Raw genomic sequence first — 22,889 nt, 5'->3', positions numbered from 1 at the left:
CACCCTGATTCATGCACAAAAATTGCGCATGCTCTCTTTTTGATAACGGGAAATTCCCGCTGCATATGCAGAACTCAAAGGCAGGTTCCATATTGCCTTTTTAAGAATCTTTCAGCCTGACGGATTCTCTCTCTGCTAAAAAGGTTGAACATGTACTAGTCCTTTTTCATCGTTATAACGAAATAAATTTGTTGATTATCATAATACAAATTCTTTTTTAAAACAATAGCTAATTTTCTTATTTTTATATATTCTTTTCATTTTTTGCAGTTTTATACGTAGCTTTTCCACGTAATTTTCACAAGTTGATGTGCAATCATACCGATAAGTGTACCAAGTAGGACGAAGAAACCAATAAATCCATATCCCATTCCTTCCCACCCACCAATAACAATCATTGTAACGGGAAAGGACGCTAAGCAAAGAAGTATTAAACTAAGTGCAAATATAATATCGAACTGTTTGTCTGGAAACCGTTTCTTTAGTAAATATGAAATAGCAAATACAAGTATAATCGTGATTCCGCCAATGATGTAAAAGATACCAAATCCATCTAACCAATCCATAGTGTTTCCTCCTTCCATAGATTCCCTTATACTTAATTATATGTTTAATTTTTCTGAAAATAAATAATAAATTTTCACATAAAAATATATTTTTATTACTAGGTATTAATAGTAATATATAAGAATAGGTTTTATATAATCAGGAGGGAACTTTATGGATAAAGCATTAACAAACCATGTCATTATTTTATCATTCGACTGTTTATCAGCTTTAGATTTTCCTATACTACAAAAACTACCTCATTTCCAATCTCTAATAAAAAAGGGCACGGTTGTCGAAAAAGTAGAACCAATTTATCCTTCTGTAACATATCCAAGCCACTCAACAATCGTAACCGGTAATTACCCTAACAAGCACGGTGTTGTTAGCAATACGTTACTTCAACCAGGGCGTGAATCACCTGATTGGCATTGGTACCGAAAATCAATAAAAGGAACAACATTGTATGATGAAGCGCGCAAAGCAAATTTAACGACAGCTGCCCTTCTATGGCCTGTTACTGGAAGAGCGAACATCGATTACAATTTACCAGAAATTTTTCCAAATAGACCTTGGCAAAATCAAGTGTTAGTTTCCTTATTTAGCGGTAGCCCACTATACCAATTAGATTTAAATCGTCGTTTCGGCCATATAAGAAATGGTTTATCACAACCAGAGCTGGATGATTTCGTCCTCGCCTCTGCTGTGCATACAATCCAGACGAAAAAGCCTAATATCATGTTCGTACATTTCACCGATCTAGACACACAAAGACACTATCACGGCTTTGAATCTAACGAAACAATAGCTGCTATCCAGAGACACGACGAACGTCTAGGGAAAATTATTCAAGCACTAAAAGAAAGTGACTTATACGAAGAAAGTACAATTATTGCCCTTGGTGATCATAGCGCTTTAAGTGAAAACAAATCCATACAATTAAATGTGCTATTCCATCAAAGAGGACTTATATCTCTTAATAAAAAAAGAAAATTAGTAGACTGGAAAGCCTATTGCCAAAGTTGCGACGGCTCTGCCTATGTATATGTAAAGGACAAAAATGATACGGATACAATTCGGGAGGTACAACTACTCCTTGAAGAACTACTTCAAAATAAACAAAACGGAATTGAATTTATACTTCATGATGAAGCTGCGAAAGACTGCGGTGCAGACGGTAATTGTTTATTCATGTTAGAAGCACGAGAAGGGTATTATTTCACTGAAAACTATACAGGAGATTTTATAAAAGAAATTACCGAAAAAGATGTTACGCCCAGTAAAAAATATACATTTGGTACGCATGGATACTCTCCAACAAAACCTAACTATGAAACAATTTTTATAGCTGCTGGGAAAGGGATAAAAAGCGGCATTACCATACCGTATATGAGACTTATTGATGAGGGCCCAACTATCGCTAGACTACTCGGTTTACACTTAGGTGAAACAGACGGAGCAATTGTAGAGGATTTACTCCAATTGTAAAGAACAGTGTATATATGTAAAAGTTATGTAAAATTCATCACTGTTTCTCTTTTTATAATTTTTATTTTTGTACACTGTTAGTAAAACAAATTTAAGGGGGAACATTATATGGAAAAAATGTCCAGACAAGAAAAAAGCTGGATATTATACGATTGGGCGAACTCTGTATACTCGCTCGTCATTACAACTGCATTATTTCCAATTTACTTTAAAGCAGCTGCAAAAGAAGCTGGACTATCTGGGGCAACTTCAACAGCATATTGGGGATATGCAAACTCATTCGCAACACTTTTAATTTCTATACTTGCTCCTATTCTTGGCACAGTTGCTGATTATAAAGGATTTAAAAAACGTTTTTTCACATTCTTCTTTGGACTCGGTATCGTATTTACAAGTATGTTAGCAGTCGTTCCAACCTCTCAGTGGTACTTATTGCTAGGGTGCTATATGCTCGCCTTAATCGGCTTTGCTGGAGCAAACATTTTCTATGATGCATTTTTAGTAGACGTCACTTCTGAAGATAGAATGGACCGAATTTCTACAAGAGGATTTGCATTGGGTTATATCGGGAGTACAATTCCTTTTATCGGTTGTATCGCTCTTATTATTCTTTCCCAAAAAGGAACTATTCCCTTATCGGTCGGCATTGCTAGTCAAATTTCCTTTGCAATAACAGCTCTTTGGTGGGGATTATTTACAATTCCAATGCTAAAAAACGTAGAGCAAACACACTATATTGAGCGTCATCCAAGACCTATTAGAATGAGCTTCAAACGTCTTGCTGATACTTTTAAAAATATTAAAGAATATAAAACTGTATTTATGTTTCTAATCGCTTACTTTTTCTATATTGACGGAGTCGACACAATTATTACTATGTCTACCGCTTACGGAACCGATCTCGGTATTAGTGCAACGAATCTATTAATCATATTATTTGTAACACAAATTGTCGCTTGTCCATTTGCTTTACTATACGGAAAATTATCTGAAACATTTACTGGTAAAAAAATGTTATATGTCGGTATCATTATTTATATCATTATTTGCACATATGCTTATTTTTTAAAAACGACACTTGATTTTTGGATTTTAGCAATGTTAGTTGCTACATCTCAAGGTGGTATTCAAGCACTAAGTCGTTCATACTTTGCAAAACTAGTACCTAAAGAATCTGCTAATGAATTCTTCGGATTTTATAATATATTTGGCAAGTTTGCCGCAATTATGGGTCCGGTATTAGTCGGTGTTACAACCCAATTAACAGGAAAAACAAACGCTGGTGTTCTTAGTATTATTGTTCTGTTTATTATCGGAGGATTTTTACTAACTAGAGTTCCAGAAAATAATACATCCGTTACACCACCTAGTCCAAAGACTAAAACGCTATAAGAAAAGATCCTCTTCTCATAAGAAGAGGATCTTTTTTATTTTTAAAGGTGCGACTTATAATGAACGACTCTACTGCTTGTACAAAAATAATTTATCAACAGTTGTTCCTAATACTTCAGCTAAACGGAATGCTAACGCTAAACTTGGATCATATTTATTATTCTCAATTGCATTTATCGTTTGTCTAGAAACTTTACATTTATCAGCTAATGCGCCTTGTGAAATATTATTTTCAGTGCGTAATTCATAGATTTGATTTTTCACACCATTGCTCCTAACCTGTAAAATCGTTTTTACAACATCAGTATATAATTGGCTCATATAGTTGTCAAAAGTTCCTCAAAGAAAAAGGGAGCAATATTGCTCCCTTACAATAGTTATTTCGAAGCTAACGAATTTGTTAGTGCCTCTTTATTAGCAACATCTTCTTTTTTTATTTGCATACGTAGAACTGGCCCTATCGCTAATAAAATAAGTGCCATTGCTATACAAAACACAGTAACTAGTGAAGTTAGTTCCTTTAATCCTCCAGCTAGTGAAGTTCCAATTAGCATTGCCCCCATAAACAGTGGTAAAATCGTCCCATTTACTCTTCCAACCATATTTTCTGGTACAAGTTGAATCATAAGCGTACCGACAACAATATTAACACAAGCTAAACAAATACCTGTTCCAAACCTCATGAAACTAGTAATCCAAAATGATGTAGATAGCCCTTCTACTAAAAATGACATTGCTAATATGCCCATACCGAATACAAACATTTTTTTCGGATTCACTTTTGAAGCGAAAATTGCAGCAACAATACCACCAATTAACATACCTATTCCATCAGCTGCAGCTAAATATTGAACTGCTTCCTTTTCCATTCCAAGGCGTTCTATTACAAGAAACACCTCTAATGGAGTTGTTAATCCAACAGCTAAGCCTATAATGGTGAAAGTAATCGTAATCATACGTAAATTTTTCGTATGAAGAACATACTTCCAACCTTCTTTTATATCATTTTTTAATGAATCTCTCGCCACTTGCTCTTTTTCAACCCATTTTGGTAAAAATGAAAGGGCGATAGCAGATAACAAAAATAAAATGATTAAGCTATATAGTGACGTAAATAAACCAAGTTGTGTATACACAAGCGATCCTACCACTGGTCCAAAAATCAGAAATAATGACTGTAATGTTTGGTTAAATGCAATCGCATTTGCTATCTCTTCTTCTTTTACATAGCGCTTAAATATACGCGAAGATGAGGGCTGAGAAAACTGACCTACAATCGCGGAAATGAGTGTCGCAAAAAATATAGCCTGCCAATAATCCAGCTTTAACAACAGGACAATTCCTATAATAGACAGTACACTCAACACATCTCCAGCGACCATTGTTCTTTTCGGATTCCAGCGATCAGCTAGCGCACCACCGATAAACGAGAAAATAAAAATAGGTGCATATTCCATAACTGATAACAAAGAAACAGAAACCGGATCATTATTCGTTCGCTCCATTATAAAATACAAAAGAGCCATATTTCTGATCCAAATTGCAAATTGTTGTAAAATATCAGACGCCATAACGAGCATAAATGCTCGGTTTTTAAATAAAGCGTTCATTTTCATTCCCCTTTCACAAACCGACCGTTCAGTCTAATTTATTTTGTAAGAAAAGCAACTGACCTATTATTCAGCTGCCATTCCTTTTAACAATACATCTATTGCCTTTTTATAAATACGCTTCAACTCTTTATAATCTAGCTCGTAGTAAAGTACTCCAAGCCCTGATAATAATCCATTCACAATATACATAAGATCACGAGTATTATCTTCACGGAACTCTCCAGACTGTATACCTGCTTCAATTAATTTCTCAAACATAACATATGATTCTCTAGTTAAAGCTAATAGTTCCTCCAAAATCTCTTTACTTACAACTTGACTCATAGAGAATTCCTCTATGGCATTTGAAATTGGTTGCTGTATGTCCTCTACATGATATTCCGCGAGACCATATAGTTTTTCAGTACTAGTGCTATACAACTTCTCTTTTTCATTCCATTTTTCAAGCCAATCATACGTATGCTGTTTCACTACAAATAAAAATAATTCTTCTTTACTTTTAAAGTGATAATAAATACTTCCTTTACTTCGCTTTGTAATTTCACAAATCTCTTCCATAGATGTAGCTGCGTAGCCCTTCTGTGAAAATAGACTTTCTGCTTTGTATGCAATTTCTTTCTTTATCTCTTCTGCGCTTCTTCTCATATTCACACCTCTTTAAACCGACCGTTCAGTCTAATAATAACAAATCAAAAACCTCTATCGCAAGAGGCTATATTCCTTATTTAAGAAAACGTACTTTCAAACCAAGTTCGAATCATATGTATTGTTCCAAATTTAAATGCTAATTTAACAAGAAATACGCCTCCCGCAGCTAATAAAAATAACACTACTTTCCCCTTATTTTTCACTTTCGGTTCCCTTTTCATTTCCATTCCCCTTAGTATGTTAAAAATATTAATCAAACGTTTGTTTAACTGTGTTTATGTATATGTAAGCCGACTAATCAAATGTTTGTTTAAAAAGAAATACGCCTATATAAGGCGCATTTTCATCAATCCCCACCGCCACCGCAGCTTCCTCCGCTATCTCCCCCAAAAGAGCCTCCACAATCATGTGAACCGCCATCATGCGAGCTATCATTATCCGATCCAGCAAAGAAAAATAATGGTGATGAGCTGTTAGATGAATTATGTATGTTATTTTGTTTCGCCAAGTTCACCTTCTTTTTGTTCGATCGAACTGCTGTTACGATTATTCCAACTACAACAAATAATAGTATGACAATAATAAATCCCATATAAAAGCCTCCCCTATTCCTCGAATAATTGAATGATTCTCTCTAGATTTTCAAGTGAAATGAAGCGTGATTCACGAAGAATTTCTTTTCCATTATGAAATAATAAAATTGTTGGCCCTGTAAATACTCCATATCGCCCCGCAATCTCTTGCATGTCTTGTAGTAATATCTCTATTTTCTCTACGTAATCATAATTCTCTAATACGCAATTTACTTTTCTTAGCATAACATCACAAACACCACAATTTTCCGTTTTAATAAACAGAAGTACCAATTGTTGTTCTTCGATATAGGTCGCTAATTCTTCTATCGTTTTAAATGTAGTCATCTTATCCCTCTTAGCGTAATTTACGAAATAATTTGCCTTGATACATACGAAAAGCTGAACTATCTTTAATCTTTCTCTTTTCCATTACCTGCTGAAAACGAAGCGTTTTTGCTGTTAACTCTTCTCGTAATTTCTTTCTCTCTTCTTCATCATAACAGCAAGCAATTAGATCCTCTATTTTTAATATATCTTTTTGTAGTTCCATTTCTGGTGGAATCATTCCCGCATTTTTTAAAATTTTATAACTCATTCTAAGTTCTGGAGGTACCATTGAAAGATCTTCTAATTGTAGTGGTTTTCCTTTTCCCGGAAGATAATCAAGATCACCATTCCGTATTGCTTGTCGAATTTTTTCTTCAGCAATGTTCAAAAACACATCCACACTATTCCCTCCTTTACATATTTTTACTATTATTTTACATGATATTTCCTTATCTTTCTACGTCTTTAATAATTGGCTCCATACAATTTTTTCTCAAATTTATTTATAATGAGCTTTTTCTTCCCATACCAATCTTTCGTTTTCATATATAGTTTGTATTCAAGCCTTTTTGTATTGAGAAAGTCTTTTTCAACTTAATAAAGCGTTTACACTAAATCTTACATTTGTTACGATTTAATCACCCCCAGCTCCCTTGTATAGACTTCGTGATGTCTGATCATTTTATCTAGACGTTTCATACGTCTAGATTCATTTTGGTTTATTGGCGTATGCCTTTAAATATATCTTTTATTTTGAAAGGAGAAATGGCTATGAGGTCTCAAAAATTCACACTGCTATTACTATCTCTACTACTTTTCTTACCTCTTTTTCTCACAAATTTTATTACTCCAAATCTCGCATTAGCAGATTCACCAAAGCAAAATCAAAAAATTGTTGGGTACTTTCCTTCGTGGGGCGTTTACGGACGTAATTATCAAGTTGCTGACATTGATGCATCAAAACTTACTCACCTTAACTATGCTTTCGCGGATATTTGTTGGAATGGAAAACATGGAAACCCTTCTACTCATCCTGATAATCCAAATAAACAAACGTGGAACTGTAAAGAATCTGGTGTACCATTGCAAAATAAAGAGGTTCCTAATGGTACTCTCGTACTCGGGGAACCATGGGCTGATGTTACCAAATCGTATCCTGGCTCAGGTACAACTTGGGAAGATTGCGATAAATATGCCCGTTGCGGAAATTTCGGAGAACTAAAACGATTAAAAGCTAAATATCCTCACTTAAAAACAATTATTTCCGTTGGTGGCTGGACTTGGTCTAACCGCTTTTCTGATATGGCCGCTGATGAAAAAACAAGAAAAGTATTTGCTGAATCTACAGTAGCTTTTCTTCGCGCATATGGGTTTGATGGCGTAGATTTAGACTGGGAATATCCGGGCGTTGAAACGATTCCTGGTGGTAGTTATCGTCCTGAAGATAAACAAAATTTCACTCTCCTTCTTCAAGACGTCCGAAATGCTTTGAATAAAGCAGGTACTGAAGATGGCAAACAATATTTACTAACAATCGCTTCAGGTGCAAGCCAACGCTACGCTGATCATACAGAGCTAAAGAAAATTTCTCAAATACTCGATTGGATTAATATTATGACATATGATTTCCACGGCGGATGGGAAGCTACTTCTAATCATAATGCAGCTCTATATAAGGATCCAAATGATCCAGCAGCAAATACGAATTTTTACGTAGATGGTGCTATAAATGTTTATACAAATGAAGGTGTTCCAGTCGATAAACTAGTATTAGGCGTACCCTTTTACGGACGTGGCTGGAAAAGTTGTGGCAAAGAAAATAACGGACAATATCAACCTTGCAAACCAGGTAGCGATGGGAAACTTGCTTCTAAAGGTACTTGGGATGATTATTCTACCGGTGACACAGGTGTGTATGATTACGGTGATTTAGCAGCCAATTACGTTAATAAAAATGGTTTTGTACGCTACTGGAATGACACTGCTAAAGTACCTTACTTATATAATGCGACTACAGGCACATTTATTAGCTACGATGACAATGAATCTATGAAATATAAAACAGACTATATAAAGACGAAGGGTTTAAGTGGAGCAATGTTTTGGGAACTAAGCGGGGATTGCCGTACAAGTCCAAAATATAGTTGTAGTGGTCCAAAATTACTTGATACGCTAGTAAAAGAATTACTTGGTGGACCTATTAGTCAAAAAGATACTGAGCCACCAACGAATGTTAAAAATATTGTAGTTACGAATAAAAATTCAAACTCAGTTCAATTAAACTGGACTGCATCTACTGATAACGTAGGAGTTACGGAATATGAAATTACTGCTGGAGAAGAGAAATGGAGTACAACAACAAATAGCATTACAATTAAAAACTTAAAACCTAATACAGAATACACATTTTCAGTAATTGCCAAAGATGTTGCTGGAAATAAATCACAACCTACCGCTCTTACTGTCAAAACGGATGAAACTAATACGACACCTCCTGATGGAAATGGCACTGCTACATTTTCAGTCACTTCGAATTGGGGCAGCGGTTATAACTTCTCGATTATAATCAAAAATAATGGAACGACTCCTATTAAAAATTGGAAATTAGAATTTGATTATAGCGGCAATTTAACACAAGTTTGGGATTCTAAAATTAGTAGTAAAACAAATAATCATTATGTAATTACAAACGCAGGATGGAATGGCGAAATTCCTCCTGGTGGATCTATTACAATTGGCGGTGCAGGAACAGGTAATCCTGCCGAAATTTTAAATGCCGTCATTAGCGAAAACTAGACGTAATATCCATTAATTATTTCACTAAAGTTTGAATTTAGGTTCGAGCAAGACTTCCTAAATTCAAACTTTTAATTTTATGAAAAATCAAAAATATTACAATAACCTATTATGATTATATTTAGTTTCTAATATGAAGTTTATATGAAGTTCATTTGAATTTTACATGAATTTCCTTTAATTTCTATTGTCTTCCTATAATATCCACATTATCCTTTACATATAGGAATTATTTTCATTCCGTTTTGAACTATCTATATATATAAAGAAAGATAGTCACCTGTTAGGGAAAGGCTTTCGTATTATTATAAATATAACAAAAGAAAAAGCACGCTTATAAGCGCACCATAAGAGTGCTTCTTCATACAATTCTCATGTAAGAGTTCTCGAAAATCATGTTAATCACAAAGAAAAGGCATTAGCTCATAAAAGCTAATGCCTTTTCTTTATTCATATTGTTCAGCATTCCAATCTTCTATATTCCATACTTTTGTTATCCACGATTCATAGAAAGAAGGTTCATGTGAGACAATTAAAATCGTTCCTTTGTATTGTTGTAACGCTTCCTGTAAAGCCATCTTAGTTTCTACATCCAAATGATTAGTCGGTTCGTCTAAAATTAAAACATTGCTTTTCGTTACGATAAGTTCACATAAACGCACTTTCGTTTGCTCTCCACCGCTTAATAAACGAATAGGTTTTAATACGTGTTCTTCTTTCAATCCACACTTCGCTAATGCTTGGCGCGCTTCTTTCTTTGTCATATCTGGTCGTTCTGCCCAAATTTTCTCTAACGGTGTTATTTCTGAAGCAAACTCTTCCTGTGCAAAATAAGCAGGATTTACTCGGTCCCCAACAAAAATCGAACCGCTTAGCGGCTTTATTTGACCTAATAACGTTTTTAATATTGTCGTTTTTCCAATACCATTCTGACCAACAATAGCTATCTTTTCTCCTTTTTTCACTTGTAAATTCAAGTCTGGAAATAACGGCTCACTATAACCCACTCTTAGTTTCTCAGCCTGTAATATACGACTTACTGGTTCATTATAAACAGTAAAAGCAAAACAGGACTGAGGTACATTATTTACCTTTTCAACCCTTCGCATTTTCTCCAATACTTTCTCTCGACTTTTTGCCTGTTTTGCTTTTCGAATTTTATTTTTTTGAATAAATGTTTCTAACTGAGCAATTTCTTTTTGTTGTTTCACATACGCCGATTGTAATTGTTTCCTTTGCACTTGATAACTTTGTAAAAACTTTTCATAATCCCCTACATATCGCTTAACTTTTCGTTCTTCTAGATGGTAAATGACATTCGTAATATTGTTCAAAAACACTTCGTCATGCGAAATGATAATATAAGCTTTTTCATACAACTTCAAGTACGATTGCAACCATTCTATATGTGCTGTATCTAAATAGTTCGTTGGTTCATCTAGCAATAAAACATCAGCTTTTTCTAGAAGAAGCTTTCCTAGTAATAACTTTGTCCGCTGTCCTCCACTTAACTTTGAAACATCCTTTTCCAATCCTATTTCAAACAGCCCTAAACCAATTGCTACTTCTTCAATTTCTGTATGAATTTGATAGAAATTAGAGTTTTCCAATATAGTTTGTAACTCTCCATACCTTACTAACAATTTTTCTACTTCTACTGCTTCAGCCATCTCTTCTGCAATTTTTAACATTTCGTATTCAATCGCATACAAGTTAGAAAATGCACTTTGCAAGTATCCTTCAATTGTTATTCCTTCTTGTAAATCTATATGCTGCTGCAAAAATCCAACCTTCACATGTGGAAACCATTCAATGTTCCCATCATCATGTATAAGTTCTCCTGTTAAAATTCTTAGCAGTGTTGATTTTCCAATCCCATTTTTCCCTACTAACCCAACATGCTCCCCCTTTAATAATCGAAAGCACACATTATATAAGATGGTTTTCTCACCATACGAATGACTTAAATTTTCTACTGTTAATATACTCATTTTTTTCTCTCCTTTACTTATCGTCCATAAGCTAAATAGAGAGACCAACAGTATGAAGCCTTATTTAATTATGCATATAAAAATGGGTAAGGTGAATACACCTTACCCATTACATATTATCGTAAAAAAGGATTAAGGTTCTTTACCTGCTGTCTTCAATTTAGCTTAATCTTAAAAAATGGGCAGACTTCTCCCATATCAAGCTAAAACCATTTGAAGAACAGTTGATAAAGTCATTTTATCCTTTCACTCCTTTAACATTTGTTATATTAAGAGTATAAACTACTCTGTTATATTCTATTCTCTATTTTCCCTTTTGTTCCTTCTCCATCTTTTCATATTCTAAAAAAAGCCTCTTAACAGTAATTATACTAAAAACTGTTAAAAGGCTTTTTCTATTTTTTCATATAAGGAGCTAACACACTTAAAATCTCTTCTTTATCCTTTTTTAATTCGAGTGATGTTAACATATCCATCGTTCTCGGCCTAGGTAATTTCACTTGTACCTCGCCAACTATTGACGCTGGTCTTTGAGATAAAATAAATACGCGATCTGAAAGCAAGATTGCCTCATCTAAGTCATGTGTCACCATAACGATTGTTTGCTTTTCTTGATGCCAAGAGTTTAAAAGCCAGCTATGTACTTCCATTTTTGTAAATGCATCTAATTTACCAAAAGGCTCATCCAGCAGCATAATTGGCTTTTCACATAAATATGTGCGCAGAAAACTAATTCTTTGACGCATACCACCAGATAATTCATCTGGATAATGGTCTGCATATTCATCTAGTTGGAACTGCTTTAATGCTTCCATTCCTTCTGTCAGCCTTTGTTTTTTCGGCTTTCCTTCAATTTCTAACGGAAGAACGATATTTTGCAAAGCTGATCGCCACTGTAGTAATAAATCTTGTTGTGGCATATAACTAACAACATCTTGCTCTTGTACTTGCTTATCGTTATACGTTACGTTCCCGCTTGTTGGTTTTTCAACATTTGCAATCATGTTTAATAATGTGCTTTTCCCGCAACCACTCGGTCCTACAAAGGAAACAAACTCTCCCTCTTGTATAGAGGCACTAATATTCTCTAATACATTCTTTCCGTCAAAAGATTTCACTATATTTTTTATTTGTAATCCGCTCATTTTTCACTTGGAAGGAATTCATTTGTAAAAGCATCTTTTACATCGATTTTCTTTTTAATAACTTTGTTGTCATATAAGAAATTCATGTAATTCGTCCAAATTTCTTCCTTCTGTACTCCCCATGCTTTAGCATCATCTTGATACTTCGTACTTAACCATTTTTGGCTTTCTTGAACTAAATCTTTATTTACATCTGGAACAGCTTTAATTAAAATATCAGCAGCCTCTCTCGGTTCCTTAATTGCAAAATTATAACCTTCTGTCGTTGCACTCATAAACTTTTTCACAAAGTCTTTATCTTGCTTCGTATGTTTTTCACTCGTAATAATAACAGGACTATAGAAATCAAGCGCTGGATCTAAGTCCTTCACCATAATCGTATTTAACTCTTTTCCTTGGCGCTTCGCTTCAATACCATCCCAACCGTAATAAATCCATTCGAAATCTGCATCACGACCGATTGATTTAAAGAAATCTGTTTGTCCTAAGATGATTTTTTCAACTTTATTAAAATCAGCTTGATGTTTATCCATAATCGTCTTTAATGTCGCTTCTTCCGCTGGTCCTCCCCAGCCGCCGTAACGTTTACCTTCAAAATCTTTCGGTGACGTCATATTATCTTTCTTAAGCGATGCAAACGCTGAAGTGTTATGCTGAATAATCGCTCCTACAGATACAACAGGAATTCCTTCCACACGAGCTAACGTTACATTTTCTTGTGCGCTTATTGCGAAGTCTGCTTTTCCTGATGCTATCATTTGCTCTGCTGTTACATTGTCACCTGGTTGAATAATTTCTACATCTAATCCTTGCTTTTTGTAATAATCTTTCGTTTGCGCTACATACAAGCCAGTATGATTCGTATTTGGAAACCAATCTAATACTACTTTTACTTTTTGATCTTTACTTGCACTTTCTTCTTTCTTCGCCGGATTACATCCAGCCACACCTACCGCTACTAAGGCAGCTAACATAACTTTCAAACCTTTTTTCATTTTCTGCCGTCCTTTCTATATATCCATGGTGCTGTTATTCTTGCCATAAACTCTACGATAAAATACAGGCATAATGTCACCATAACGATGATTGCTGCAACACCAAATACTCGGGCAGTCAAAAAGGATTTTGTAGCCCTCGTAAGCATAACGCCTAATCCTTCACTTGCACCGAGCCATTCTCCGATAATTGCCCCCATTACGCTATATGTAACTGCAATTTTTAAACCTGAGAAAAAGTATGGAAGCACTGCTGGAAATTTTACTTTCTGGTAAACTTGCCATTTTGTCGCCTTCATTGTTTGTAACAGTTTCAGCATGTTTTTATCTACTGTTTGAAAACCTTCTAAAATACTAAGCGCAATTGGGAAGAAACAAACGAGTATTACGACCATTACTTTCGGCAACATCCCATATCCAAACCAAATAATAAATAGCGGTGCAAGTACAACAATTGGAATTGTTTGCGAAATAACGAGCAATGGATTTATTAAAATACGAAATAACGGTATAACGTCCATAATAATTGCGATGCTCGTCCCCAATAAAATTGCAAAGAATAGTCCAATTATAACTTCCTGGAGTGTTTGCATCGTATTTGGTAATAGTAAATCTTTCATCCCAATTAATTCTTGAACAATGGCAGAAGGCTTTGGTAAAATCCACGGTTCGATTTTAAATAATGAAACAGATCCTTCCCATATCGCAATGAGAAGGATAAGCCAAATAGTTGTAATAAGTTTAGATTGCTTCTGGTTTTGCATATTCATCACGGTACTTCCAAACCTTTTCATCTATCGTTACACCAGTGCTTGGACGATAATGGATTTTAATAGAAGTAATCACTTCTTCTGCTCCAGCATCGACGCAAGCTTGTTGCGCACGTTTAACGACATCAAGAAGTACATCTAATTCTCCTTCCAAAGTTGTTTCCATTGCCCCTACTTCATAACGAACTCCCGATTGTTGCACAACTTCAATTGCTTTATCGACAACAGAATATACATCTTTCGTTTTTGCTTGTGGTACTACTGAAAATGACATTGTAACTTGTTGTGACATAATAAAATCCCCCTTATAAAAATAAATTTCAAAAATAAGAAAAGGCTTTCCTACTGCGTAGGAAAGCCTTGTATGCAAGTTATTACAGAATAACATATGCTACATCACTTTAAGTAACTCCCTACGCTGGCATTATCCAGATCAGGTTGAGGGTCGATGTTTACTTACATCCTCTCAGCCAATTGGCTCCCCGGTCCTTAATTCGTTTTCATTGTAGCATGATTTATTTTATTGAACAAACAAAAGCATGCATAATCATTTCATTATTTTTGGAAAATAACCAACTTTTTCACCATGAGCTAATAACTGCTGAATAAATTCTTTATTAATTGCTGGTACTATCAATTCTTTTTTCTTAATCCATTTATTCGTTCTACGCGTACCCATTACAATTTCAGATTGCTGCGCTCCATCTCCTGCAACTTGAGAAGCAATTAACTCTGCTATTACTTCATTTCCCTTCGCTAATGCAAGTCCGGTATTTACATATTCTGAAAGTGGAACCATTTCAAGATTGTATCCACACTCTCCAATTAGCTGTATAAATTGTTCAAACTCAATTTGATGTGGATGACAAATATGTAACGTCTCTCCTATAATTTGCGCATCTTGCAAATACGATACAATTGATTTACTAGCAAAATCAATTGGTGTGAAATCAACTTTCCACTTCACATTTGGTGCTTTCCCAATTAATAGCATTGTTTTAATAAGACGATAAAATGCGTTTCCTTCAATATTTTGTTGGAACGAACCTGTTTCTGAATGACATGCTAAATTACCTGCACGATAAATATTTCCGCGCAAACCATTTTTCATTGCTTCACGAACAATGTTTTCCGCTTGTAGTTTACTATTTGAATATACATTCTCTAAGTCTACACTGTAATTAAAATCACCAGTTTTCATGTATGTATCCCATTGATCTACCGCTAATTCTAACGGGATACCAATTGTAGAAATAAAATGGAATGTAGCACCTTTCTCCGCTAATGCTAGCATACGGCTAGTTCCTTGGACATTTATATTTTCAAATTGTTTTACATCCCCAAAATGTCTTACATCTGCACCGCAATGAATTATCGTATCCATCTTAGAACTGATGAACATAAATTCTTCTTCGCTCATCCCAAGATACTCTTCTCCCAGATCACCAGCTACGGCCTGTATACGCTGTAACCATTCTTCACATACATCATTAAAGTAGCCTGTTAATGTATCTATAATTCTTTGCTGCACATCTTTAGTTGGTCTTACTAAACAATAAATAGTAGCAGCTGTATCTCTCAACAATTCATATAATATGTGTGATCCTAAATAACCAGTAGCTCCTGTTAAAAAGACATTTGAAATCTGGTTTTCTTCCAAAACGTTTGCATACGTGATAGTATCTGGTTCGTGAATCACTTTATATTCACGAAATACTTCTTCTTTCTCTACTTTTACTTCTCGCTCAATTCGAGCTAATCCATATATCGTTCTTTCTTTAAAGAAATCTTGAATTGTTAAATGTGAGAAATCTTCTTTTAACAATGTTAAGACTCGTAATACTTTTAATGAATGTCCACCAATTGTAAAGAAATCATCATGCACTCCAACTTTTGAAATTCCTAATACTTCCGCCCAGGCGTTCGCTATTTGTTTTTCTGCTTTATTAGAAGGTGCAACATATTCTTGTAGACGAACCGGTTCATACTTTTCTTCTAACTGAGCTAACTTCTTAACATCAATCTTTTTATTAGGTGTAAGTGGTAATTCATTAATATAAATTAGTTTAGATGGCACCATATAATCTGGTAATTGCTCTTGTAACTGATAAACTAATTCTGGTATTTCTTTTTTATTTAAAGTTGTATAGAACGCGATTAAATATTGGCTACCTTCCTTACTCTTCTTAGCAAAAACAGCATTTTCTTTTATATTATGATTTTGAGAAATTTTACTTTGGATTTCGCCTAGTTCAATACGATGTCCTCTAATTTTTACTTGATCATCTTTCCGATGTAAAAACTCTATATTTCCATCCTCTAGCAACTTAACGATATCACCTGTTTTATATATATTAACTATAGGATTAAAAGGGTTCGGAATAAAAGCTTCAATTGTTTTATTAGGCTTATTAAAATACCCTTTTGCTAATCCCACTGAATCTATATATAATTCACCAGGTACACCAATTGGACAAAGATTCATATTCTCATCCAAAATCATAACTTGATAATTAGCACATGGTTTACCAATGGGAATACTCGCAACATCCTCATTTAACTGACTAGGTATTTTATAGGTTGTCGTCACTACAGTACATTCTGTCGGTCCGTATACATTATGAATTTCAACATTTGTACCTATTCTTTCTCTCCACAATTTAATAACCTCTACAGGCAACATTTCACCGCCAATCGCAATTCTTTTTAGGGAAGCTAGCTTATATATATCTTCTTCTGCCAAATAAGTTGCTACTTGTCGAACAAAAATTGTTGCTAATGCCAAGATTGAAGTTGCTTTCACTTTATAGATTGCATTTGCAAATGCTTCTACAGACAATCGCTCTTCCTCTAATAGTACATATAAGTTTCCTCCACAGAATAAAGAAGCAAATGACTCCCATACAGAAGCATCGAAACTAAAGGAAGGAAATTGGGCAAATACATCCTCTTCTGTCAATTCATATTGCTTTTTCATCCAAGTATACAGATTAACAACGCCTCTATGTGCTAACATCGTTCCCTTTGGATTCCCTGTTGAACCAGATGTATAAATCATATAAGCTACATCATCACAATGAATAGACAACTTTACATCTATATCTTCATAAGTTTCACTATCATACATTGAAACTGTTTGAACCCCATCACATGTTATAGGCGTCTCTTTCATCAATATAACTTTCGCTTGGCTATCTTGAATAATGTACTGTATTCTACTTTCCGGATAATCTGGATCAATCGGAACATACGCTGCACCAGCTTTTAATATAGCTACCATACTTACTACTGTGTCTATGCTACGTTTCATAAATATTCCAACATAGTCTCCTAATTGGACGCCGTTTTTGATTAACATATGAGCTATTTGATTACTTTTTTTATTTAGCTCCTCATAAGTTAAAGTACCTTCCCTTGAAGATAAAGCTATACGATTTGGAAATTGAGTAACAGTATTATAGAACATATCGACGATACTTTTCTCAGGATATACTGCTGTCGTATCATTCACTTGACTATAAAGTGCCATCTCGGCCTCTGTAATAATATTAAAATTATTTATATGATTATTCTTATTTTGTGATTTATTAATTAAAACACCTTGTATTTGTTGTGCATAACGAGTAATTGTTGTCTCTTTCCAATTAACACTATTAAATATTATTTCTACACTTTGCATATTTTTACTAAATACAAATTGTAATGTATTCGTGTCTTGTAGCTCATAATATGTTTCGCCAATAATAATAGGTGACATTTCATATAATGTATTACCGTTTTGAAACTCTTCTATTTCTTCCTCATTCATTTCTTTAATTTGCTCCAGTTGCTCTTCAATTTGTAAATTTAAACTTTCATAGGAGAGAAAATTAGAAACTTCAATAGTAATCGGAAATAAACTTCCTCTTACATGATAAAGCACGACAATATGTTTTTCTTTAGAAATATGATATAACCACGTTGCAGTCGCTCCTATTAAATCTACAATGTGAGTCAAATTTGAAAACAGTTCCGTTTTCCTTTTTATCCTAAGTTCTGTTCCTTGCACATCTTTAGGTATTTTAATACTTCCTTCTACTTTTTCTAAAAATTCTTTTACCATCTCACTATAAGAAATTGCTAATTTCATATTTATGTAAATTCCTCTCTTAAATATAATAAAGGTGTGAAAATTCACACCTTTTTTATCCCTTATTAAAGGGCAGATTCGTTCAATTCATAATCAGTAGCGGAGATACCCCCTTGATTAGAATTGAACTTTCTCCTTATTCGCTTTTAAACTCACCAATAAGCTCTTGTAATTCCTGAGAGAGCCAACTTAAAGAAGTCGCTAATTCTGCAATATCTTGTACTGATATTTCTTGCTCTTTCATGCTTTCTTCAACATTACTACTGCTGTTGGCATAAGTATTTGCAATATGTGATAATTCATTTACGACTTGAACAATATTCTGGCTATTTTGTAAAATATCACTCGAATTACCAGAAACAGCTTTTACTTGATCTGTAACAGATTGCGCTGATTTTGAGATTTTTTCAAAGAAATCTCCGCTACTTTGAACAAGCGAAATTCCAGTTTCTACTTCTTTTGAACCTTTTTGCATGGAAACTACAGCATCTTCTGTCTCAGCTTGTGTTTCACCAATTAATTTCGCTATATCTTTAGCAGACGCTTCCGTCTGTTCTGCTAATTTTCGTACTTCATCAGCAACAACTGCAAACCCTCTTCCAGCTGCTCCAGCACGTGAAGCCTCAATAGAAGCATTTAAAGCTAATAAATTTGTTTGATTTGAAATACCTGTAATTACAGTTACGATATCACTAATTTCTTTTGACCTTGTTTCTAACGAATAAATGATGGAAGACAAATCTTGTACTGCATTTTGGATTAAACTCATTTGATTAATAATTTGTCCAATCACTTCATTACCTTCAATTGAATGTTGTTCCATACCTTCAGAAGCAACCGCAACTTGTTTCGCAGCCCCAGTTATCTCTTCTACCTTATCTTCCATTCCATGTACAATCCCTAAACATTGTTGTACTGAAGTTTTTTGAGACTGTGCCCCTACTCTTAAACCTTCAATAGAACTTGCAATCTCTTGAACTGCCATGCTGTTTTCCTCTGTACTCGCCGACAATTCTTGTGAAGAAGAAGAAACTTGCTCAGCAGTTTGCCTTACTTTATCTATAATCCCTTTAAACTTTTCAATCGTGTTATTGAAATAAACATTAATAATTCCAATATCATCTGGTCTTTCTTTTAATTTAATACTCAAGTCACCTTCACCAATTTTACGTAACCCTTCTCGTAAATCTTTTAATGGAGCTAGCGAGTGACGCACGATAAAGAATTGAGTAATAGTCGCAATTGCTAATGAAATAATGATAAAGAGTAAACCCTGTATCATAAACTTCTCTTTTGTAATAGGAACAATGGAAGCATCTAAGTCAGCGGCAACAATTGCAATAATATTGTTTTCTCCATCTGTAATTGGTTCTAATATTGTCACCCACGAACCTATTTCATCTTCATATACTTCTGTCATTTGAGCCTTTTTCGTATCAATCACTTTATCGTATGCCTTCATCCAATGAGCGGGTTGTTCATAATAATCTCCCGGCTTTATAGGAAACGCATTTGTTAACTCTGTAGTCAAACCAACGAGTTGTAATTCTCGCTTTTCATTCGGCTTTGCTCCTGTAACATACGTTTGTCCAACGCTTTTCAATTCTTTTGATACTTCATCTAATTTCTCTGTTAACTTTTCTTTTTTCACTTTTTCGGCTGTAGGATCTTTCGCCATGTCTCTAACTAATTCTACATCCAGTTTTTTCAATACTATTTCTCCTGTTTCAATAGACTGCCTTTCAAATAAAGACATCATACTATTTTGAAACATATTGAAACTTAATGCACCCATACTTCCAACAAGTGTCAAAATAACTAATACGGTTAATAAGACGTTCTTTTGAAGGAACGATAACTTATGCCAATATTTTTTCATTAATATCCACCTTCCTTAATCAACACAAACAAAAAAACAAAATATATGGATATTTTGTTTGAAAATGTTTCTCAATATGTTCGAGAATAAAAAAAAGCCAATGTAAAAGCATTGGCCAAGACCAACCCTATCCGTCCGGTAACTGGCTAGCGTAGCCTTTCGACCTTAGCTCCTGTAGTTTTGCGTCCTCATGTTTCCATCAGTTTGCCTTTCTCGCTGAACGAGTTGAACGATATGGGAGTTCTATGAGAATTAATTTATTCTCTTTCAAAGATTACAACATATAAATCAAAATGTCTACTTATTTAGAGATATAAATACAAATTTTTAATGCATTGCTTTTTCGAAATAATTTCAAAAAGTACGTGAATGTTACTTTTTTTGTGTTATATAATAAAAAATGTATAAATAACAAGGATTTCTTCGGGTATTTATTTAATTTTCATTCAAATTAAACTATTCGAATATATCTTAACTAATGAATTTCGGAGGTAGTTTATCATGTTTTGGCTACAATTTCTTACCTTGTTACTCTGTATTTTTATTGGTGCACGCCTAGGCGGAGTTGGTTTAGGAGTAATGGGTGGAGTTGGTATGGCAATACTCGTTTTTGTCTTCCACCTACAACCAACCGCGCCTCCTATCGATGTAATGCTTATGATTTTGGCAGTAATTACAGCTGCTGGTGCTTTGCAAGCTGCTGGAGGAATGGACTATCTTGTTCATCTAGCTGAAAAGGCATTACGAAAAAATCCAAAGCGTATTACTTTTTTTGCTCCAATTGTTACTTATTTATTCACACTATGTGCAGGTACTGGTCACGTTGCCTATTCTGTACTTCCTGTTATTGCAGAAGTCTCTCGTGAATCAGGGATTAGACCGGAACGCCCAATGTCGATTGCCGTAATCGCTTCTCAACAAGCAATTACAGCTAGTCCAATTTCAGCTGCCACAGTTGCTCTTTTAGCAATGTTAGCTGACTATAAAATCACTTTATTAGATATTTTAAAAGTGAGTATTCCTTCCACTTTCATTGCTTGTATGTTAGCAGCATTCGTTGCTAGTAAGATGGGAAAAGAATTAAATGAAGACCCTGAATACTTAAAACGATTAAAAGAAGGAATGATTCCTAAGCTTGAAGAGAAAAAAGAATTTGTAGGTGTAAAGGGCGCAAAATTATCAGTTATCCTTTTCCTTGTAGGAACCTTCCTTGTTGTACTTCTTGGTTCATTTGAAGCACTTCGTCCAGGATGGATAGTTGATGGGAAGTTAGCCCGTCTTTCCATGCCGAATACAATTGAGATGGTTATGTTAACTATCGCGGCTCTTATTATTATTTTCTGTAAACCAAATGTAGAAAGCATTGTGTCTGGTAACGTCTTTAAAGCGGGGGCAACAGCAGTTGTTGCTATTTTCGGTATCGCTTGGATGGGAGATACTTTCTTTAATGGAAACTTAAATATGATTCAAGGATCCATTCAGCATTTAGTAACAAGTGCACCTTGGCTATTTGCCATCGCACTATTCATTCTATCTATTTTACTGTACAGCCAAGCAGCAACAGTACGTGCCTTAATGCCACTTGGACTATCCCTTGGTATTCCACCAGCGCTACTGATTGCGATGTTCCCTGCAGTAAACGGATATTTCTTCATTCCAAACTACGGCACAATCGTTGCTGCCATTAACTTTGACCGTACCGGTACAACAGGTATTGGTAAATACGTATTAAATCATAGCTTTATGATTCCAGGCTTAATCGCAACATTTACTTCTATCGGAATTGGAATGCTCTTAATTTCAATTATGTTTTAAAGAAAAAGCACAAACCTTTATTTAAAAAGGTTTGTGCTTTTTTAATCAAATGTTTGTTTAAATTTTTGGGCAGTCTATTTCTCCATGCAGCACTTAAAATGCTACACGTCCTTCCCTACAAACTTCTCTTTACTTCTTCAGCTAATTTTCTCGTACTTTCATACGCCGATTCAGCTAAACTAATTGCTGAAATAACTGAAACACCGTCCGCACCCGCTTCTATAACTGCTGCTGTATTTTCAATTGTAATCCCACCAATACCAACGATTGGCACTGTAATTCCTTGTTCTCTAAAATAAGCTAATCCTTTCGTTCCTTGAACCGCTTTCGTATCTTTTTTCGTACTCGTTGGGAAAATAGGTCCAACGCCTAAATAATCTGCTCCATTTTCGATTGCAAAGCGTGCTTCTTCAATTGTATGAGCAGATACGCCGATAATTTTATCTCCCATTTTTTCACGAACAGATGTAATTCCTTCATCATCTTGTCCTACATGAACACCATCTGCATCTAATTCAATGGCTAATTCTACATCATCATTTACAATGAAAGGAACGCTATATTCCTTACAAAGCGTCTGCAATTCTTTTGCAAAGCGCACTCTATCTTCTCCGATTAAAGAACCTTCCCCCTTCTCGCGAAACTGAAAAATTGTCACTCCACCATCTAACGCTTCTTTCAATACAGCTAAAGGATCCCTCGTGCAGTTATTACTTCCCATAATAAAATACACTTGCAATAGCTTAGACATTTTATCTATTTCAATGCGTGCCATTTCTT

20 protein-coding genes, 2 riboswitches and 1 other annotated feature (1 of these 23 running past the window's edge) are annotated in these 22,889 nt (G+C 34.7%); of the genes, 4 read left to right on the top strand and 16 right to left on the bottom strand.

Annotated features, from left to right (window positions below):
* Positions 1-179 (bottom strand) — a binding site (T-box leader); it reaches 28 nt to the left of the window's first position.
* Positions 180-272: 93 nt separating this feature from the next.
* Complete coding sequence (locus GD442_RS02255) at positions 273-566, bottom strand: YesK-like family protein (RefSeq protein ID WP_140348641.1); 294 nt, start codon at positions 564-566, stop codon at positions 273-275.
* A gap of 154 nt (positions 567-720) precedes the next feature.
* On the opposite strand from GD442_RS02255, the gene GD442_RS02250 reads away from it, so the two are divergent.
* Together GD442_RS02250 and GD442_RS02245 are read left to right on the top strand one after the other, a co-directional pair.
* Positions 721-2,034 (top strand): alkaline phosphatase family protein, encoded by a 1,314-nt coding sequence (locus GD442_RS02250; protein WP_000356409.1) that lies wholly within the window; start codon positions 721-723, stop codon positions 2,032-2,034.
* Between the two features lie 108 nt (positions 2,035-2,142).
* A complete protein-coding gene (locus tag GD442_RS02245) occupies positions 2,143-3,426 on the top strand; it encodes an MFS transporter (RefSeq protein ID WP_086408064.1) in 1,284 nt (427 codons plus the stop codon).
* A 69-nt stretch (positions 3,427-3,495) separates the two neighbouring features.
* Here GD442_RS02245 and GD442_RS02240 read toward each other — a convergent pair whose 3' ends face one another.
* The 7 genes from GD442_RS02240 to GD442_RS02210 form a co-directional block, all read right to left on the bottom strand.
* Positions 3,496-3,747: a helix-turn-helix transcriptional regulator gene (locus tag GD442_RS02240; protein ID WP_002023181.1), complete on the bottom strand. Its 252-nt coding sequence runs from the start codon at positions 3,745-3,747 to the stop codon at positions 3,496-3,498.
* Between the two features lie 56 nt (positions 3,748-3,803).
* Positions 3,804-5,036 (bottom strand): MFS transporter, encoded by a 1,233-nt coding sequence (locus GD442_RS02235; RefSeq protein WP_000992547.1) that lies wholly within the window; start codon positions 5,034-5,036, stop codon positions 3,804-3,806.
* 66 nt (positions 5,037-5,102) lie between these two features.
* On the bottom strand, positions 5,103-5,684 hold the full coding sequence (locus GD442_RS02230; protein WP_001254450.1) for a TetR/AcrR family transcriptional regulator: 582 nt from the start codon (positions 5,682-5,684) through the stop codon (positions 5,103-5,105).
* Between the two features lie 80 nt (positions 5,685-5,764).
* On the bottom strand, positions 5,765-5,908 hold the full coding sequence (locus GD442_RS02225; RefSeq protein WP_000817981.1) for a hypothetical protein: 144 nt from the start codon (positions 5,906-5,908) through the stop codon (positions 5,765-5,767).
* 125 nt (positions 5,909-6,033) lie between these two features.
* Positions 6,034-6,279, bottom strand: a complete 246-nt coding sequence (locus GD442_RS02220; protein ID WP_000505774.1) for a hypothetical protein — start codon at positions 6,277-6,279, stop codon at positions 6,034-6,036.
* Between the two features lie 13 nt (positions 6,280-6,292).
* Positions 6,293-6,607 (bottom strand): thioredoxin family protein, encoded by a 315-nt coding sequence (locus GD442_RS02215; protein ID WP_000206515.1) that lies wholly within the window; start codon positions 6,605-6,607, stop codon positions 6,293-6,295.
* Positions 6,608-6,617: 10 nt separating this feature from the next.
* The gene (locus tag GD442_RS02210; RefSeq protein WP_000382376.1) at positions 6,618-6,989 is read right to left on the bottom strand and encodes a DnaJ family domain-containing protein; all 372 of its coding nucleotides are present in this window, start codon (positions 6,987-6,989) and stop codon (positions 6,618-6,620) included.
* 371 nt (positions 6,990-7,360) lie between these two features.
* Between GD442_RS02210 and GD442_RS02205 the strand changes: the two genes are divergently transcribed.
* The gene (locus tag GD442_RS02205) at positions 7,361-9,385 is read left to right on the top strand and encodes a glycosyl hydrolase family 18 protein (RefSeq protein ID WP_001257473.1); all 2,025 of its coding nucleotides are present in this window, start codon (positions 7,361-7,363) and stop codon (positions 9,383-9,385) included.
* 446 nt (positions 9,386-9,831) lie between these two features.
* Here the strand turns inward: GD442_RS02205 and GD442_RS02200 are convergent, their stop codons facing one another.
* The 7 genes from GD442_RS02200 to GD442_RS02170 form a co-directional block, all read right to left on the bottom strand.
* Complete coding sequence (locus GD442_RS02200; protein ID WP_000025957.1) at positions 9,832-11,376, bottom strand: ABC-F family ATP-binding cassette domain-containing protein; 1,545 nt, start codon at positions 11,374-11,376, stop codon at positions 9,832-9,834.
* 395 nt (positions 11,377-11,771) lie between these two features.
* Positions 11,772-12,521, bottom strand: coding sequence for an ABC transporter ATP-binding protein (locus GD442_RS02195; protein ID WP_000016090.1), 750 nt, complete (start codon positions 12,519-12,521; stop codon positions 11,772-11,774).
* Positions 12,518-13,516: an ABC transporter substrate-binding protein gene (locus GD442_RS02190; protein ID WP_017657406.1), complete on the bottom strand. Its 999-nt coding sequence runs from the start codon at positions 13,514-13,516 to the stop codon at positions 12,518-12,520. The genes GD442_RS02195 and GD442_RS02190 overlap by 4 nt, the downstream gene beginning before the upstream one ends.
* A complete protein-coding gene (locus tag GD442_RS02185; RefSeq protein WP_001057166.1) occupies positions 13,513-14,286 on the bottom strand; it encodes an ABC transporter permease in 774 nt (257 codons plus the stop codon). The genes GD442_RS02190 and GD442_RS02185 overlap by 4 nt, the downstream gene beginning before the upstream one ends.
* A complete protein-coding gene (locus GD442_RS02180; RefSeq protein ID WP_000082906.1) occupies positions 14,258-14,578 on the bottom strand; it encodes an MTH1187 family thiamine-binding protein in 321 nt (106 codons plus the stop codon). The genes GD442_RS02185 and GD442_RS02180 overlap by 29 nt, the downstream gene beginning before the upstream one ends.
* Positions 14,579-14,679: 101 nt before the next feature.
* Positions 14,680-14,781: riboswitch (TPP riboswitch) on the bottom strand.
* 52 nt (positions 14,782-14,833) lie between these two features.
* Positions 14,834-18,415, bottom strand: coding sequence for a non-ribosomal peptide synthetase family protein (locus GD442_RS02175; RefSeq protein WP_140348643.1), 3,582 nt, complete (start codon positions 18,413-18,415; stop codon positions 14,834-14,836).
* 136 nt (positions 18,416-18,551) lie between these two features.
* The gene (locus GD442_RS02170; protein WP_000761079.1) at positions 18,552-20,294 is read right to left on the bottom strand and encodes a methyl-accepting chemotaxis protein; all 1,743 of its coding nucleotides are present in this window, start codon (positions 20,292-20,294) and stop codon (positions 18,552-18,554) included.
* A gap of 134 nt (positions 20,295-20,428) precedes the next feature.
* Positions 20,429-20,513: riboswitch (cyclic di-GMP riboswitch) on the bottom strand.
* A gap of 282 nt (positions 20,514-20,795) precedes the next feature.
* On the opposite strand from GD442_RS02170, the gene GD442_RS02165 reads away from it, so the two are divergent.
* Complete coding sequence (locus GD442_RS02165; RefSeq protein ID WP_000498704.1) at positions 20,796-22,109, top strand: anaerobic C4-dicarboxylate transporter family protein; 1,314 nt, start codon at positions 20,796-20,798, stop codon at positions 22,107-22,109.
* A 115-nt stretch (positions 22,110-22,224) separates the two neighbouring features.
* Here GD442_RS02165 and thiE read toward each other — a convergent pair whose 3' ends face one another.
* Positions 22,225-22,884, bottom strand: coding sequence for a thiamine phosphate synthase (thiE, locus tag GD442_RS02160; RefSeq protein ID WP_000090960.1), 660 nt, complete (start codon positions 22,882-22,884; stop codon positions 22,225-22,227).
* Positions 22,885-22,889: the final 5 nt, after the last annotated feature.

This window comes from Bacillus sp. A260 (assembly GCF_009861435.1).
Lineage (GTDB): Bacteria > Bacillota > Bacilli > Bacillales > Bacillaceae_G > Bacillus_A > Bacillus_A cereus.
The sequence above is the reverse complement of the archived record's forward strand: the minus strand, read 5'-3'. Positions and strand labels throughout refer to the sequence as shown.

What these genes read in the sequence shown, in the direction of transcription:
- GD442_RS02255 (WP_140348641.1), bottom strand. Translation starts at nt 566, where the DNA reads ATGGATTGGTTAGATGGATTTGGTATCTTTTACATCATTGGCGGAATC.
- GD442_RS02250 (WP_000356409.1), top strand. Translation starts at nt 721, where the DNA reads ATGGATAAAGCATTAACAAACCATGTCATTATTTTATCATTCGACTGT.
- GD442_RS02245 (WP_086408064.1), top strand. Translation starts at nt 2,143, where the DNA reads ATGGAAAAAATGTCCAGACAAGAAAAAAGCTGGATATTATACGATTGG.
- GD442_RS02240 (WP_002023181.1), bottom strand. Translation starts at nt 3,747, where the DNA reads ATGAGCCAATTATATACTGATGTTGTAAAAACGATTTTACAGGTTAGG.
- GD442_RS02235 (WP_000992547.1), bottom strand. Translation starts at nt 5,036, where the DNA reads ATGAACGCTTTATTTAAAAACCGAGCATTTATGCTCGTTATGGCGTCT.
- GD442_RS02230 (WP_001254450.1), bottom strand. Translation starts at nt 5,684, where the DNA reads ATGAGAAGAAGCGCAGAAGAGATAAAGAAAGAAATTGCATACAAAGCA.
- GD442_RS02225 (WP_000817981.1), bottom strand. Translation starts at nt 5,908, where the DNA reads ATGAAAAGGGAACCGAAAGTGAAAAATAAGGGGAAAGTAGTGTTATTT.
- GD442_RS02220 (WP_000505774.1), bottom strand. Translation starts at nt 6,279, where the DNA reads ATGGGATTTATTATTGTCATACTATTATTTGTTGTAGTTGGAATAATC.
- GD442_RS02215 (WP_000206515.1), bottom strand. Translation starts at nt 6,607, where the DNA reads ATGACTACATTTAAAACGATAGAAGAATTAGCGACCTATATCGAAGAA.
- GD442_RS02205 (WP_001257473.1), top strand. Translation starts at nt 7,361, where the DNA reads ATGAGGTCTCAAAAATTCACACTGCTATTACTATCTCTACTACTTTTC.
- GD442_RS02200 (WP_000025957.1), bottom strand. Translation starts at nt 11,376, where the DNA reads ATGAGTATATTAACAGTAGAAAATTTAAGTCATTCGTATGGTGAGAAA.
- GD442_RS02195 (WP_000016090.1), bottom strand. Translation starts at nt 12,521, where the DNA reads ATGAGCGGATTACAAATAAAAAATATAGTGAAATCTTTTGACGGAAAG.
- GD442_RS02190 (WP_017657406.1), bottom strand. Translation starts at nt 13,516, where the DNA reads ATGAAAAAAGGTTTGAAAGTTATGTTAGCTGCCTTAGTAGCGGTAGGT.
- GD442_RS02185 (WP_001057166.1), bottom strand. Translation starts at nt 14,286, where the DNA reads ATGAATATGCAAAACCAGAAGCAATCTAAACTTATTACAACTATTTGG.
- GD442_RS02180 (WP_000082906.1), bottom strand. Translation starts at nt 14,578, where the DNA reads ATGTCACAACAAGTTACAATGTCATTTTCAGTAGTACCACAAGCAAAA.
- GD442_RS02175 (WP_140348643.1), bottom strand. Translation starts at nt 18,415, where the DNA reads ATGAAATTAGCAATTTCTTATAGTGAGATGGTAAAAGAATTTTTAGAA.
- GD442_RS02170 (WP_000761079.1), bottom strand. Translation starts at nt 20,294, where the DNA reads ATGAAAAAATATTGGCATAAGTTATCGTTCCTTCAAAAGAACGTCTTA.
- GD442_RS02165 (WP_000498704.1), top strand. Translation starts at nt 20,796, where the DNA reads ATGTTTTGGCTACAATTTCTTACCTTGTTACTCTGTATTTTTATTGGT.
- thiE (WP_000090960.1), bottom strand. Translation starts at nt 22,884, where the DNA reads ATGGCACGCATTGAAATAGATAAAATGTCTAAGCTATTGCAAGTGTAT.